This is a genomic window from Burkholderia sp. BKH01, from assembly GCF_025685725.1.
GTDB lineage: Bacteria > Pseudomonadota > Gammaproteobacteria > Burkholderiales > Burkholderiaceae > Burkholderia > Burkholderia pyrrocinia_C.
The window spans coordinates 199,119-213,665 of record NZ_JAOTQT010000009.1; the positions used below are offsets into that span (position 1 = coordinate 199,119).

At 64.2% G+C, this 14,547-nt stretch carries 12 protein-coding genes and 1 tRNA gene; 1 reads left to right on the top strand and 12 read right to left on the bottom strand.

Going from position 1 to position 14,547, the window contains the following annotated elements; all coding sequences use genetic code 11:
* Nucleotides 1-130: 130 nt before the first annotated feature.
* Nucleotides 131-2,341, top strand: coding sequence for a hypothetical protein (locus OEJ37_RS16510; RefSeq protein WP_263344863.1), 2,211 nt, complete (start codon nt 131-133; stop codon nt 2,339-2,341).
* An 81-nt stretch (nt 2,342-2,422) separates the two neighbouring features.
* On the opposite strand, the gene OEJ37_RS16515 is transcribed toward OEJ37_RS16510, so the two are convergent.
* The 12 genes from OEJ37_RS16515 to OEJ37_RS16570 all read right to left on the bottom strand — a co-directional run bounded on the left by OEJ37_RS16515 (nt 2,423) and on the right by OEJ37_RS16570 (nt 14,364).
* Nucleotides 2,423-2,836 carry a MerR family transcriptional regulator gene (locus OEJ37_RS16515; RefSeq protein WP_152863194.1) on the bottom strand — a complete coding sequence of 138 codons (414 nt, stop codon included), beginning with the start codon at nt 2,834-2,836 and terminating at the stop codon, nt 2,423-2,425.
* A 60-nt stretch (nt 2,837-2,896) separates the two neighbouring features.
* A complete protein-coding gene (locus tag OEJ37_RS16520) occupies nt 2,897-3,283 on the bottom strand; it encodes an integration host factor subunit alpha (protein WP_040144036.1) in 387 nt (128 codons plus the stop codon).
* Nucleotides 3,284-3,355: 72 nt separating this feature from the next.
* A complete protein-coding gene (gene pheT, locus OEJ37_RS16525) occupies nt 3,356-5,785 on the bottom strand; it encodes a phenylalanine--tRNA ligase subunit beta (protein WP_263344864.1) in 2,430 nt (809 codons plus the stop codon).
* Nucleotides 5,786-5,881: 96 nt separating this feature from the next.
* A complete protein-coding gene (pheS, locus tag OEJ37_RS16530; RefSeq protein ID WP_034184012.1) occupies nt 5,882-6,895 on the bottom strand; it encodes a phenylalanine--tRNA ligase subunit alpha in 1,014 nt (337 codons plus the stop codon).
* A gap of 149 nt (nt 6,896-7,044) precedes the next feature.
* A complete protein-coding gene (gene rplT / locus OEJ37_RS16535; RefSeq protein ID WP_004192938.1) occupies nt 7,045-7,404 on the bottom strand; it encodes a 50S ribosomal protein L20 in 360 nt (119 codons plus the stop codon).
* 30 nt (nt 7,405-7,434) lie between these two features.
* Entirely contained in the window at nt 7,435-7,632 is a 198-nt protein-coding gene (gene rpmI / locus OEJ37_RS16540) for a 50S ribosomal protein L35 (RefSeq protein WP_004191477.1), read from the bottom strand.
* 190 nt (nt 7,633-7,822) lie between these two features.
* On the bottom strand, nt 7,823-8,347 hold the full coding sequence (gene infC, locus OEJ37_RS16545) for a translation initiation factor IF-3 (protein ID WP_071734130.1): 525 nt from the start codon (nt 8,345-8,347) through the stop codon (nt 7,823-7,825).
* Nucleotides 8,348-8,396: 49 nt separating this feature from the next.
* Nucleotides 8,397-10,304: a threonine--tRNA ligase gene (gene thrS / locus OEJ37_RS16550; protein WP_174421590.1), complete on the bottom strand. Its 1,908-nt coding sequence runs from the start codon at nt 10,302-10,304 to the stop codon at nt 8,397-8,399.
* Nucleotides 10,305-10,575: 271 nt separating this feature from the next.
* Nucleotides 10,576-10,652: transfer RNA gene (locus tag OEJ37_RS16555), tRNA-Val, on the bottom strand.
* Nucleotides 10,653-10,737: 85 nt separating this feature from the next.
* Nucleotides 10,738-12,969 carry a RelA/SpoT family protein gene (locus OEJ37_RS16560; protein ID WP_263344865.1) on the bottom strand — a complete coding sequence of 744 codons (2,232 nt, stop codon included), beginning with the start codon at nt 12,967-12,969 and terminating at the stop codon, nt 10,738-10,740.
* Nucleotides 12,970-13,033: 64 nt separating this feature from the next.
* A complete protein-coding gene (locus OEJ37_RS16565; RefSeq protein ID WP_014897238.1) occupies nt 13,034-13,387 on the bottom strand; it encodes a RidA family protein in 354 nt (117 codons plus the stop codon).
* Nucleotides 13,388-13,467: 80 nt separating this feature from the next.
* Complete coding sequence (locus OEJ37_RS16570; RefSeq protein WP_263344867.1) at nt 13,468-14,364, bottom strand: alpha/beta fold hydrolase; 897 nt, start codon at nt 14,362-14,364, stop codon at nt 13,468-13,470.
* Between the last annotated feature and the right edge of the window lie 183 nt (nt 14,365-14,547).

Below are 14,547 nucleotides of genomic sequence, written 5' to 3' on the forward strand. Positions count from 1 at the left end.
TTGGCACGCCCGGGCGCCCGTTGTTTGGTAACGCCGCTCTAGCGCGCTATGACACACTGCACGGCATCGACGCTCGCGCCGTGCAGTGACACGCACCGCCGTCGATCACGACAAGACATGGAGACAGACGATGCGGAATGCGGTCCGGCGCGGCCATCGCTCGCCTTTGGCAATTTTCGACTGGCTTTCCGGCCCGCGACGCGCGGCCGCCCCGGTCTCGCACAAGACATCCCGCGTGTTCGGCTGCGGCGCGCTGACGCTCGCGCTGCTCTGCACCGGCTGTGCGGAATCGTCTGCGCAGCGCGACGGCAACGCGTCGGTCGCGTCGACGAAGATCGAGCGCACCAAAGCCGAACGCCTCGCCCGCGAGCAGCAGATCGCGCGCACCGTGCCGTCGCTCGCGTCGATCAGCCTCACGCAACCGCGCCCGTTCACGCTGCGCGACTCGGGCCAGAACGGCGCGATGACGTTCCTGCGCGACGTCGATTTCCGCATCGTCAACAACCTCGGCTTCTTCATCCATCAGTTGTCGGCCACGCTCGTGCCGACGCAGGCCGGCGCGCCGATCGTGTTCGACGATCCGACGAGCTTCGAGATCGACGTGCACGAAGGCACGGTCACGCTCGACAACGCGAAGCTGACCGCCCTCTTCAATACCTATATCTTCGGTTACCGCAACGCACCGCTGCGCAAGCTCGCCGTGTCGGCCGGCGACGGCGTGATCCACCTGCAGGGCGAAATGCAGCGCGACGGCTGGGTGCCGTTCTCGCTGACCGGCACGCTCGCGATCCGCGACGGCAGCCAGCTCGTGTTCCACCCGACCGGCGTACGCGTGTCGGGCATCAACGCGCAGCCGGTGATGCGCGCGGCCAACGTGAAGATGGCCGACCTGCTGAAGGTCCAGACGCCGATCGCGCAGCTCGCCGGCGACGATCTCGTGATGTCGGTCGACAAGCTGATGCCGCCGCCGCGCCTGAAGCTCACGATCACCTCGCTGCGCGTGACGCCGGCCGGCCTCGACCTGGCGCTCGACGACGGCACGCATGCGGGCTTCGCGATGCCTGCGAACGCACCGCAGCAGGCAATGTACATCCGCGGCGGCGACGTGAAGTTCATGCGCTCGATGCCGATGAACGCCGACATCCTGATCGGTCCGGCCGATCCTGCGAAGCGCGACCGGAATTTCGTGTTCGACCTGTATCACTATCGCGACCAGGTGTCGGCCGGCTACTTCAATTTCGATGAAAGCGGTGCGATGGCAATCCACATGCCTTCGTACACGGGCCCGGCCAGCGGTGCGTTGCTCGGCAACGCGGCCGCGCGCCTGAACGACAGCTTCCTCGCCGCGCAACAAAACGTGCTGCGCGACGTACGCCAGCACTGGGAAGCCTACGCGCTCGCGGCGCACACCGCGCGACCCGGCATGCAGACGGTAGCGATGCGGCGCACATCAACCACGCCGTTCAACGAACGGCACGTATCGAACCGCAACCCGACGATCCATCTGCGCAACGTCGACTTCAACCTGTCCGGCGATATCGGCTTTCATGTCGAGGATCTCGACGTCGAACTCGTGTCGAAGCGGCCCGGCGAGCCCGTCGACCTCGACGATCCGAACCAGTACGACATCCGCATTCTTGGCGGCACGGTAGTCGAGTCGTGGAAGGCGATGTCCGCGCTCTTCAACAACTATTTGCTCGACTACTCGCCGCGCTCGCTGAACGACCTGCAGCTCAGCGCGGATGGCCAGAACCTGCGCGTCCAGGGCGGCATCAAGCTGTGGAATCACGTGCCCGGCGTCTGGCTCCCGACCGACATGCAGGGCTCGCTGACGGTGCTCGACGACCGGCACCTCGCGTTCAAGCCATCCCAGGTGTCGGTGCTCGGCATTCCGCAGGCGAAGCTGCTGCGCTCGCTCGGCATCGAGCTCGCTTCGCTGACGCCGCTGCAGCGTCGCGGCGCGGAACTGCGCGGCGACACGCTCGTGCTCGACCAGTACACAGTGTTCCCGCCGCCGGTGCTGAACGGCAAGCTCGGGCAGGCAACGGTCGAGCGCGACGGGCTGCGCCTCACGTTCCGGCGGGCGGCGGGCACGCCCGCGCCGAAGCGGCCGCAGATCGATGCGCCGAGCTACATGTGGATGGAAGGCGGCGACATGAAGATGTTCAACGTGCTCGAACTGAACGTGCGCGCACTGATCCGGAATTCCGCCGAGGCCGGCCCGATGCGTTTCGACCTGTACGGCTATCGCAGCCAGGTCGCGCAGGGCTCGGTGCGGATGCTGCCGGACGGCACGCTGGTCGTCGACATGGGGCAGAAGAATCCGCTCGCGTCGCGCTGATCGGCATACGCGACACGCATGAAAAAAGCCCGATGGCGCTTCGCCAACCGGGCTTTTCATTTCATCCTTCGCGCTGCTCGCTCAGTCGTGCTTCAGTCCGTCGATCACGTCGAGCAGCGCCTGCCGCAGCGCGATGACATCGACCGTTGCACCCGGCTTGCCGGGCGCACGCGCGTCGGCGGCCTGCATCTCGGGTTCGACCGGTTCCGCCGCGGCCCGCTCGCCGCTCGGCGAATCGAGCCGGTTGCGCGCACCGTTGATCGTGAACCCCTGTTCATACAGCAACTCGCGAATCCGCCGGATCAGCAGCACTTCGTGATGCTGGTAATACCGACGATTGCCGCGCCGCTTCACCGGCCGAAGCTGAGTAAATTCCTGTTCCCAATAACGCAGCACATGCGGCTTGACCCCGCACAGTTCGCTGACTTCACCGATCGTGAAGTAGCGCTTCGCGGGAATCGGAGGCAAAACGACTTTCTCAACCGTGGTGGTCATCGTCGGTTAACCGTCGGTAAGGGTGCGCGGCGGCCGCGCGGGACGTCAGCGCGCGGGGCGTTACTCCGCGCCGTTTTCGACCAGCGCCTTCAGCTTCTGGCTCGCGTGGAAGGTTACCACCCGGCGGGCCGCGATCGGAATCGCCTCGCCCGTCTTCGGATTGCGGCCCGGACGTTGCGGCTTGTCGCGCAGCTGGAAATTGCCGAACCCCGACAGCTTGACGCTTTCGCCATTTTCGAGCGCGTCGCGGATCACTTCGAAAAACGCCTCGACCATGTCCTTCGCTTCACGCTTGTTCAGCCCGACGCTGTCGAACAGCAGCTCCGCCAGCTCCGCTTTCGTCAGCGTCGGCGTCTCGGCAGACGCCGGCGCCGAAGCGTCGCGGTTCATGGCGCTGCGTTGCGCCGTCAGGAGGGCTTCGAATTCACTCGAGGTCATGTCGTTCATATCTGCCATACAGCGCGTTGAATCAAAACTTACGATGGGAAAAAGCCGCCCGCAAGCGGGCGGGCCCTCTCCTTAGCCGCGCAGGCGCGCACCGGCACGAGCCATCCGCTCGACCAGCGTCTGGATCGCCTGATCGACGACCTCGTCCTGCAGCGTGCCAGCCGCGTCCTGCAGCGTCACGCGGAAGGCAAGGCTCTTCTCGTGCGCGGCAAGACCACCGGAAGTATTTGATTTTGCACGAAATTCGTCGAAGAGTACAACCTTCTGAACGAATCGGCAGGCCTCTTCGGCAAGCGCCTTCTTCATTTCGTCGAAAAGTGCCTGAACCTCGACCGCCTGATCGACGACAACGGCGATATCGCGACGTACCGGCGGGAATTTCGACACGTCGGTCGGCGCGGGCAGCGCACGCGCGATCAGCGCGTCCGCATCGATTTCGAACATCACCGGCGCATGCGGCAGCTCGTACTTCTGCATCAGGCGCGGGTGCAGCTCGCCGATCCAGCCGACCGCGCGGCCATCGACCTCGATGCGCGCGCTGCGGCCCGGATGAAGGGCCGGATGCTCTGCCTTCATGAAACGCGCGGCCGCAGGCGCGAGCAGCGCCTCCAGATCGCCCTTCACGTCGAAGAAATCGACCGCGCGGGTCGCTGCGCCCCACTGCTCGTCGAGTGCCGGACCGTAGGCAAGCGCGCCGACACGCTTCGGCTGCGCATGACCTTCGACGGCCAGCTCGCCTGCCTTCACCGACGGATCAGCGAGGAACACACGGCCCGACTCGAACACGCGCACGCGATCGGCGCGGCGGTTCAGGTTGTGGCGCAGCACGGCGATCAGGCTGCCGAACAGCGTCGTGCGCATCACCGAAAGCTGGCTCGCGATAGGGTTCAGCAGGCGGATCGGGTTATCGTTTCCTGCGAAATCGTGCTCCCACTCGGCATCGACGAAGCTGAAGTTGACGGTTTCCGCATAGTCGCGCGCGGCGAGCGCGTGACGGATGTCGTGGATCGAGCGCCGCGTCTCGTTGGTCGCACGCATTTCGCTCGTCGCGACCGGCGGACGCGCCGGGATCTTCTCGAAACCGTAAATGCGCGCCACTTCCTCGATCAGGTCTTCCTCGATCTCGATATCGAAGCGGTGCGACGGCGGCGTGACGAGGAACGCGTCGTCGTCACGCTCGAACGGCAGGCCGAGGCGCGTGAAGATACTGGCGATCTCGTCGGCGCCGATCTTCACGCCGATGATGCGGTTCGCGCGCGACACGCGCATCTTCACCGGCGCGCGCTGCGGCAGGTTCACGGCCTGATCGTCGACCGGGCCGGCCTTGCCGCCGCAGATTTCGAGAATCAGTTGCGTAATGCGCTCGACGTGCTCGACGGTCGTCGCGTAATCGACACCGCGCTCGAAGCGATGGGCCGCATCGGTCGAGAAGTTGTACTTACGCGCACGGCCGCGGATGCTGTCCGGCCACCAGAATGCGGCTTCCAGGTAGATGTTGGTCGTGTCGAGCGTGACGGCCGTGCTGTCGCCACCCATGATGCCGGCCAGGCTTTCGACGTGGCGGTCGTCCGCAATCACGCCGACCGTTTCGTCCAGTTCGACCGTATTGCCGTTGAGCAGCTTCAGCGATTCGCCGCGCTTGCCCCAGCGCACCTCGATGCCGCCGTGGATCTTGTCGAGATCGAACACGTGCGACGGGCGGCCGAGCTCGAACATCACGTAGTTCGAGATGTCGACGAGCGCGGACACGCTGCGCTGCCCCGAACGCTCGAGGCGCTCGACCATCCACTGCGGCGTCTTCGCATGCGCGTTCACGCCGCGGATCACGCGGCCCGAGAAGCGGCCGCACAGATCCGGAGCAGCAATGCGCACCGGCAGCGTTTCGTCGAGCTCGACGCGCACCGGGCGGATGTCGACCGGCGTCAGCGGCGCACCGGTGATCGCGGCCGTCTCGCGCGCGATACCGAACACGGACAGGCAGTCGGCCTTGTTCGGCGTCAGCTTGATTTCGAAGATCGTGTCGTCGAGATTGAGCGTCTCGCGGATGTCCTGACCGACCGGCGTGTCTTCCGGCAGGATCAGCAGGCCGCTGTGATCCTCGGACAGCTTCAGTTCGCGCGCCGAGCACAGCATCCCCTGGCTCTCCACGCCGCGCAGCTTCGACAGCTTGATCGCGAACGGCTTGCCGCCCTCTTCCGCCGGCGGCAGTTCCGCGCCGACCAGCGCGACCGGCACCTTGATGCCGGGCGCCACGTTCGGCGCGCCGCAGACGATGTTCAGCGTCGCGCCGGTGCCGGCGTCGACCTGGCAGACATTGAGCTTGTCCGCATCCGGATGCTTGACGACTTCGAGCACGCGGCCGACGACGATCTTCGACGTCGGCGGCGCAGCCTTGCTCAGCGATTCGACTTCGAGCCCCGCCATCGTCAGCGCGTGCGACAGTTCGTCGGTCGTGAGCTGCGGGTCGACAAAGGTTCTCAACCAGGATTCAGGGAATTGCATGGATGTCTACGTTCGAAACAGGTTAGATCGACGCCCGGGCCCCATCGGATCGTCCGTCGGGGCGTGCGCGGGCACAGGTCGGCGCGGCGAGCGGCGTTATGCGAACTGGCGCAGGAACCGCAGGTCGTTCTCGAAGAACAGCCGGAGATCCTGGACGCCGTAGCGCAGCATCGTCAGGCGCTCGAGGCCGCTGCCGAACGCGAAGCCGATGTAACGCTCGGGATCGAGGCCCATGTTGCGAATCACGGTCGGATGCACCTGCCCCGAGCCGGAGATCTCGAGCCACTTGCCGGCGTTCTTGCCTTGCTCGAACATCATGTCGATTTCGGCCGACGGTTCCGTGAACGGGAAATACGACGGACGGAAGCGCACGAGGATGTCGTCGCGCTCGAAGAATTTTTTCAGGAAGTCGGTATAGACGCCCTTGAGATCGGCGAAGCTGATGTTCTCGTCGATCCACAGCCCCTCGACCTGATTGAACATCGGCGAGTGGGTCGCATCGCTGTCGACGCGATACGTGCGGCCCGGCGCGATCACCTTGATCGGCGGACGGTTCATGCGCGCGTAACGCACCTGCATCGGGCTCGTGTGCGTGCGCAGCAGCAGCTGGCGGCCGTCGGCATCCTTGCCTTCGACGTAGAAGGTGTCCTGCATCGAACGGGCCGGATGGTTCTCCGGGCTGTTCAGCGACGTGAAGTTGTACCAGTCGGTCTCGATCTCGGGACCGTCGGCCACGTCGAAACCGATCGAGCGGAAAATCTGTTCGACGCGCTCCCACGTGCGCATCACGGGGTGCAGGCTGCCTGCACCGGCGCCGCGGCCCGGCAACGTCACGTCGATCGCCTCGGCGGCGAGGCGCTGGTTCAACAGCGCGTCGGCCAGCGCCTGGCGACGTGCGGTCAGCGCGGCTTCGACCTGCTGCTTCACGACGTTGATGCGTGCGCCTTCGGTCTTGCGTGCTTCGGGATCGAGCTTGCCGAGGCCCTTCAGCAACTCGGTCAGCGCACCCGACTTGCCGAGAAAGCGTGCTTTCTCGTTTTCGAGCGTGGTGATGTCGGCAGCCTGTTCGAAGGACTGCTGCGCGTCGGCGACAATCTGGTCCAGATCCATAGATCCCATCATTTCCAACGTCATTCGGTCTTGGCGAGCGAAATCGCCCATCCAAACAAAAAAGGGGCTCGGAAGAGCCCCGTTTTCGCTGCAGCGGCCGAGACTACCGGATCATCGCTGCAACTAACCACGCAGTGCTAATTTCGCAATTAGGCTGCAACGGCGGCTTTCACCTGCTTGACGATCGCAGCAAAAGCAGCCTTGTCGAACACCGCCATGTCGGCCAGCACCTTACGGTCGAGTTCGATCGACGCCTTCTTCAGGCCGTTGATGAACACGCTGTAGGTCATGTCGTGCTGGCGAACTGCCGCGTTGATACGCGTGATCCACAGTGCGCGGAACACACGCTTCTTGTTGCGGCGATCGCGGTACGCGTACTGGCCAGCGCGCATCACCGCCTGCTTGGCGATGCGGTAGACGTTATTGCGGCGGCCGCGATAACCCTTGGCCAGGTTGATGATCTTCTTGTGGCGGGCCCGTGCGGTTACCCCACGTTTGACTCGAGGCATGTTTCTCTCCTTGGAGTATCGATTGAGGGGTTACGCGAACGGGAGCATTGCGCGGACGGAGTTCAGATCGGAATCATGAACTGCCGTGGCGCCACGCAGATGACGCTTGTTCTTCGTGGTTTTCTTGGTCAGGATGTGACGCTTGAAGGCTTGACCGCGCTTGACGGTACCGCCCGGACGCACCACGAAGCGCTTTGCAGCGCTCTTCTTGGTCTTCATCTTAGGCATGACGAACAACTCCAGTTTATTAGATGGCGATGGGTGTGCGGTTGGCTTGCGCCCTTGACCCGCCCTTCGAAACCCAGTCCACTTGTGTACGGCGAACCGCTTGCACAGCCGCCGTCATTGTTGGCGCGCCGCCCTGACCGGGCAACGCGCCGAACCACTTCCGAACCTGCGCGCAAAGCGCGCGAGCCCGTTACTTCTTTTTCTTCGGCGAGAGCACCATGATCATCTGGCGCCCTTCCATCTTCGGCATCTGCTCGACCTGGCCGACTTCCTCGAGATCCGTGCGCAGACGCTCGAGCATCCGCATACCGATTTCCTGGTGAGCCATTTCGCGACCTCGGAAACGCAACGTGATCTTCGTCTTGTCGCCCTCTTCGAGGAAGCGCACGAGATTGCGGAGCTTGACGTTGTAATCCCCGTCATCGGTACCCGGGCGGAACTTGACTTCCTTGACCTGGATGACCTTCTGCTTCAGCTTCGCTTCGTGCTGCTTCTTCGATTCCTGGTACTTGAACTTGCCGTAATCCATCAGACGGCAAACCGGGGGAACCGCTTGCGGCGCGATTTCCACCAGGTCAACATCCAGTTCTTCCGATTTACGGAAAGCATCAGCGAGTTTTACGATACCGAGCGGTTCGTTCTCGATCCCGACCAGACGCACTTCCGGCGCAGTGATTTCACCGTTGATGCGATGCGACGACTTATCAGTAGCGATGTTACGTTTCCTCTAAAAATTAAAAAAACGAGCCGCGCTGCCAGGGCGGTTACTTGAACGAGCGCAGGTCTTCCTGCAGACGCTCAACGAAGGCATCGACCGGCATCACGCCAAGATCGACGCCGCCACGGGCACGCACGGCTACCGTTTGCGCATCACGCTCCTTATCACCCACGACGAGGAGATAAGGCACCTTTTCCAGCGTGTGCTCGCGTATTTTATAGCTAATCTTCTCGTTGCGCAAATCGGCCGTCACTCTAACCCCTTGTTTTTGCAACGATTGGGCCAGAGATTGCGCATATTCGACCTGACTTTCGGCGATATTGAGCACAACAGCCTGCATCGGCGCGAGCCAGACCGGCATCGCACCAGCGTGGTGCTCGATCAAAATGCCGAGGAATCGCTCCATCGAACCGACGATCGCACGGTGCAGCATCACGGGCCGGCGACGGCTGTTGTCTTCCGCCACGTACTCGGCGCCGAGGCGCTCCGGCAGCATCATGTCGAGCTGCAGCGTGCCGCACTGCCACGAACGGCCGAGCGCGTCCTTGATGTGGTACTCGATCTTCGGACCGTAGAACGCACCCTCGCCCGGCAGCTCTTCCCACTGAAGGCCACACGCCGTCAGCGCTTCGCGCAGCCCCTGCTCGGCACGGTCCCACGTTTCGTCGGAACCCATGCGCTGCTCGGGACGCAGCGACAGCTTGATGTCGATGTGGTCGAAGCCGAAATCGCCGTACACGCTCATCGCGAGCTTGTTGAACGCGATCGACTCGGCAATGATCTGGTCTTCCGTGCAGAAGATGTGCGCATCGTCCTGCACGAAGCCGCGCACGCGCATCAGGCCGTGCAGCGCGCCCGACGCCTCGTTGCGGTGGCACGAGCCGAACTCCGCGTAACGCAGCGGCAGGTCGCGGTACGAACGCAGGCCGTGCTTGAACACCTGGACGTGCCCAGGGCAGTTCATCGGCTTGATCGCGTAGTCGCGCTTTTCCGACTCCGTCGTGAACATGTTCTCGCGGTAGTTCTGCCAATGGCCCGACGCTTCCCACAGCGAGCGATCCATGATCATCGGCGTCTTGATCTCGAGGTAACCGGCTTCGTTCACGCGGCGGCGCATGTACTGCTCGACCTGCTGCCACAGCGCCCAGCCCTTCGGATGCCAGAACACCATGCCCGGCGACTCTTCCTGCATGTGGAACAGGTCGAGCTGCTTGCCGAGCTTGCGGTGGTCGCGCTTTTCCGCCTCCTCGAGCATGTGCAGGTACTGGTCCTGGTCTTCCTTTTTGGTCCAGGCCGTGCCGTAGATGCGCTGCAGCTGCTCGTTCTTCGAATCGCCGCGCCAGTACGCGCCCGCGACCTTCATCAGTTTGAAGACCTTCAGCTTGCCGGTCGACGGCACGTGCGGGCCGCGGCACAGATCGGTGAAGCCGCCGTGCGAATACAGCTTGATTTCGTCGTTCTGCGGAATCGACTCGATGATCTCGGCCTTGTACTTCTCGCCGAGGCTGCGGAAGTAACCCGCGGCCTCGTCGCGCGACACGACACGGCGCGTCACGGGCTCGTCCTTCTTCACGATCTCCTGCATGCGCTTTTCGATCTTTTCCAGATCTTCCGGCGTAAACGGACGGTTATACGAGAAGTCGTAATAGAAGCCGTTGTCGATCACGGGGCCGATCGTCACCTGCGCATCCGGATACAGTTCCTTCACCGCGTATGCGAGCAAGTGCGCCGTCGAGTGGCGGATGATGTCGAGGCCGTCGGCATCCTTGTCCGTGACGATGGCGAGCGACGCGTCGCGGTCGATCACCGCGGACGTATCGACGAGCTCGCCGTCGAGCTTGCCACCAAGCGCAGCCTTCGCAAGGCCGGGACCGATCGAGGCTGCAACCTCGGCAACTGTCACCGGATGCTCGTATTGTCGAACTGAGCCGTCAGGCAAGCGTATCGAAACCATGGCAATCTCCGTGATGCCGACAGTGGGCGGCAGACCAAGCACGCGATATAAAAGTCACGCGCGAAAATTTCGCGACAAAAAAAATGCGGCCCCGCTTTCGAGGGGCCGCATTCGATACTTCACTCAAACTGAAAGGGCGAAAACGTTCCTCGACTAGCGTCGCTCCGAAGTGGTTTCGGTCAACGTTCGCGGTGTCATAACCGTATTCGCCTTGTTCGCGTTGAGCTATTTACTGCATCGAATACCCGAAGACCGGGCATTCTCAATTCGTTGGTAGGCTCGATTGGACTCGAACCAACGACCCCCACCATGTCAAGGTGGTGCTCTAACCAGCTGAGCTACGAGCCTAGAGAAGCTGAAATTATATGGAGCCGTTATCGGTTTGGCAAGCGTTTTTATGCGGTCGCAGCAAAATAACGGCGTTCCAACCCCATCACGCCTTGCGGCCGGCCCGCACCACGCCCTGTACTTCACCTAGCAGCGTGCAGGCGCGCTGCACCTGTGCCGAATTCGACACCTCGACCGTGAACTGCATGAATGCCGCATTGCGGCGGCTCTGCGTCTTCACGCCCACCACGTTCATCTTTTCGCGTGCGAACACTTCGGAGATGTCACGCAGCAACCCTTGCCGGTCGCTCGCCTCGATCATCAGGTCGACCGGATAGACGGACGCGCCGCGCCCGCCCAGCACGTCTGCCGACCAGGTCGTCTGCAGCACGCGCTCCGGTGCGCGCTCGACCATCCGGCGAAACGTCGGGCAGTCGCTGCGATGGATCGACATCCCCTTGCCGCGCGTGACAAAGCCGCTGATCGGATCGGGCGGCGCAGGCCGGCAGCAACGCGCGAGCTGGGTCAGCAGCGCGTCGACGCCCACCACCAGCACGCCGGTCGACGCGCCGTGCGCGACGCTCGCACCGCTGCCGCGCTTTTCGAAATCGGCAGGCGCCTCGGGCGCCGGCTCGGGCGGCGGCGCATCGGACAGCGCGTGCTCGACATTGCGCAGGCTGAATTCTTCCTTGCCGACGACCGAGAACAACTCCTCGGGCGACTTGAAACCGAGCTTCGCGGCGAGGGTGTCCAGGTTGACCGACGTCTTGCCCTCGCGCTGCAGCGTCTTTTCGACGAGCGCCCGGCCATGCGAGATGTTTTCTTCCTGCTCGATCGAGTTGAACCACGCCCGCACCTTCTGGCGCGCGCGCGAGCTCTTCAGGTAGCCGAGCTGCAGGTTCAGCCAGTCGCGCGACGGCCCGCCCTCCTTCACCGCGACGATTTCGACCGTCTGGCCGTTCGCGAGCGGCGTGTTCAGCGGCACCATCGCGCCGTCGACGCGCGCGCCGCGGCAGCGATGACCGAGTTCGCTGTGCAGGTGGTACGCGAAATCGACCGGCGTCGCGCCCTGCGGCAGCGCGATCACGCGCGCCTGCGGCGTCAGCACGTAGATGTGGTCGTCGTCGAGCGACGTCTCGCGCAATTGCGCCCACGCCTGGTCGCCCGATACCCCGGGGCCGTCCTCGACGTCGTCCTTCCATGCGAGCAACTGGCGCAGCCACGCGATCTTCTCGTCGTACTTGTCGCTCGCCGAGAACTGGCCGCCATAGCCGCGCGCGCCGGCCTCCTTGTAGCGCCAGTGCGCGGCAACGCCGTACTCGGCGAAGCGGTGCATCTCCTGCGTGCGGATCTGCACTTCGAACGCACGGCCGTCGTCGCCGATCACGACCGTATGCAGCGACTTATAGCCGTTCGGCTTCGGACGCGAGATATAGTCGTCGAACTCCTTCGGCACCGGCTGCCACAGGTGATGCACGATGCCGAGCACCGCGTAGCAATCCTTGATGTCGGGCACGATCACACGAAACGCGCGCACGTCGTACAGCTCGGAGAAATCGAGTTCCTTGCCGCGCATCTTGCGCCAGATGCTGTAGATATGCTTCGGCCGGCCGCTCACGTCGGCCTGGATGTGTGCGGCCGCCAGCTCGTGCTGCAGCCGCTCGATCGCCAGCGTGACGTAGGCCTCGCGTTCGATGCGCTTCTCGTCGAGCAGCTTCGCGATCCGCTTGTAGGTGACGGGATCCTCGAAGCGGAACGCGAGATCCTCGAGCTCCCACTTCAATTGCCAGATCCCGAGACGGTTGGCGAGCGGCGCATAGATCTCGAGCGTCTCGCGCGCGACGTCGGGCGGCGGGTCGATCTTCGCGGCCGCGTAGTAGCGCAGCGACTGCAACCGCGACGCGAGCCGGATCAGCACCACGCGGATGTCCTGCGCGAACGCGAGCAGCATCTTGCGCAGCGCCTCGATCTGCGTGCGCCGCTCTTCCGCCGCGTCGCGCCCGGCGTCGGGCACCGCATTCTGGGCGCGCAGGCTGACGGTGCCGAGCCGCAACAGCTTGCGCACGTCCGACACGAGCCGCGCCACTTCGTCGCCGAAACGTTCGGTGAGCTCGCGCTCCGGGTCGCTCAGGTGCGGCGTCAGTACGAACAGCGCGGCGGCCTGCATCGCGGACGGATCGACGTTCAGCGTGCGCATGATCGACGCCGTGCCCGCCGAGTGATCGGCAAGCAGTTCGCCGGACGACAGGCGTGCATTGCCGGCCCGCTCGCGCACGAACGCGAGCACGTCGTCGAACGACGGTGCCGCGACGGGGGAAGTGGAAACGGACTCGGTCATTGCACGGCCTGACGGAATGCGGTCATCGTCGGTTAATGCTCAACTCAACTCAACTCAGCGCGGCTCAGCTCCGCTGCGCGGCGACGACCACGATCTCGACGAGCAGCGCCGGATCCGCGAGCTTCGCCTCGACGGTGGCGCGCGGCGGCGTGTTGCCCTGCGCGACCCACGCGTCCCACTCCGCATTCATGCCTTCGAAATTCGCCAGGTCCGAGATGTAGATCTGCACCGACAGCAGATGCGCCTTGTCGCTGTTCGCTTCGGCGAGCAGGCGGTCGATGTGGCCGAGCACTTCGCGCGTCTGGCCCTTGATGTCCTGCGTGGTGTCTTCGGCGATCTGGCCTGCCAGATACACGGTACCGTTGTGGATCGCGGTTTCGGAGAGACGGGCCCCGACGTGGTGACGAATGACTGCCATGGAATGTTCCGGTCTTGAGTGGGTGAAGAATCGGACGACGACACGGCCCGCGTGCCGCCGAACCGCATATTATGACGCGTTTATGCGTCGCCTTCGACGAAAAACCGCCGTGCAAGCGCAATCTGGTCGGCGCCGATGAACGCCGGCGCGTGGCCCGCACCCGGAATCTCGGCCTGCGTCACACGCCGGCCGCGACGCATCATGTCGGCCACCGTCTCGCGCGACAGCAGGTCGGACGTCTCGCCGCGCACGACGAGCAGCGACGCGTCCGTCGTCTCGATGGCACGCCACAGCGCGGCCTCGCCGAGCGCGGCCAGTTCGGGCGTCGTCGCCTTGAACGGCTCGGCGACGCGCGGATCGTAGCGCATCGTCCAGCCGCCTTCGGGCAGCTCGCGCAGCAGCGGCCCGTTGATCTCGCGCCACTCGTCGGCGGTCAGCGCGCCGAACGGCAGCGACAACGACGTCAGATAGTCGATACCTTCCTGCTCGGTCGCAAAGCGCGGCTGCACGCCGAGATACTCGCCGATGCGCGTCAGCGAATCGGGTTCGATGCGCGGGCCGACGTCGTTGACGATCATCCGGCGCAGCGGCGAACCGGGCAGCCCCGCGAGCGCGATGCCGATCAGGCCGCCCATCGACGTGCCGAACCAGTCGACCGATTCGACGTCGAGCCGCGCGATCAGCGTCACCATGTCGGCCACGTATTGCGGGATCGCATAGAGCCGCGGATCGGCAAGCCAGTCCGACCGGCCGCGCCCAACGATATCGGGGCAAACGACGCGATACGTATCGGACAGCGCGGCGGCGAGCCGATCGAAATCGCGCCCGGAACGGGTCAGGCCATGCACGCAGATCAGCACGCGCGGATTGGCGGAATCGCCCCACTCGGTATAGGCGACGTGGTGAAGGCCGACAGCGCTCGCACACTGCACGCGCCGCTGGCGCGGAACCGGGGGATTCACTGGGGTCGTTGGCATCGTTGGCATCCTGTCGAACGGGGGCGCGCAGCGAGGCAACGCTGGCGCGGCCCAATGCAGACGATTGTAAACGCTTCGGTCGCGCGACGCGTTCCGCCGCCTGCCATCCGTGCCGCGGAACGCGTCGCGCGTGGCATTCGCCGTGCGCTCCCTTCCGACGAAACGATCCGCACAATCGCGCGC

Excerpts from the sequence above, each read along its gene's own strand:
- OEJ37_RS16510 (WP_263344863.1), top strand. The coding sequence starts at position 131 with ATGCGGAATGCGGTCCGGCGCGGCCATCGCTCGCCTTTGGCAATTTTC.
- thrS (WP_174421590.1), bottom strand. The coding sequence starts at position 10,304 with ATGGTTTCGATACGCTTGCCTGACGGCTCAGTTCGACAATACGAGCAT.
- OEJ37_RS16515 (WP_152863194.1), bottom strand. The coding sequence starts at position 2,836 with ATGACCACCACGGTTGAGAAAGTCGTTTTGCCTCCGATTCCCGCGAAG.
- rplT (WP_004192938.1), bottom strand. The coding sequence starts at position 7,404 with ATGCCTCGAGTCAAACGTGGGGTAACCGCACGGGCCCGCCACAAGAAG.
- pheS (WP_034184012.1), bottom strand. The coding sequence starts at position 6,895 with ATGGATCTGGACCAGATTGTCGCCGACGCGCAGCAGTCCTTCGAACAG.
- rpmI (WP_004191477.1), bottom strand. The coding sequence starts at position 7,632 with ATGCCTAAGATGAAGACCAAGAAGAGCGCTGCAAAGCGCTTCGTGGTG.
- OEJ37_RS16520 (WP_040144036.1), bottom strand. The coding sequence starts at position 3,283 with ATGAACGACATGACCTCGAGTGAATTCGAAGCCCTCCTGACGGCGCAA.
- OEJ37_RS16570 (WP_263344867.1), bottom strand. The coding sequence starts at position 14,364 with ATGCCAACGACCCCAGTGAATCCCCCGGTTCCGCGCCAGCGGCGCGTG.
- OEJ37_RS16565 (WP_014897238.1), bottom strand. The coding sequence starts at position 13,387 with ATGGCAGTCATTCGTCACCACGTCGGGGCCCGTCTCTCCGAAACCGCG.
- OEJ37_RS16560 (WP_263344865.1), bottom strand. The coding sequence starts at position 12,969 with ATGACCGAGTCCGTTTCCACTTCCCCCGTCGCGGCACCGTCGTTCGAC.
- pheT (WP_263344864.1), bottom strand. The coding sequence starts at position 5,785 with ATGCAATTCCCTGAATCCTGGTTGAGAACCTTTGTCGACCCGCAGCTC.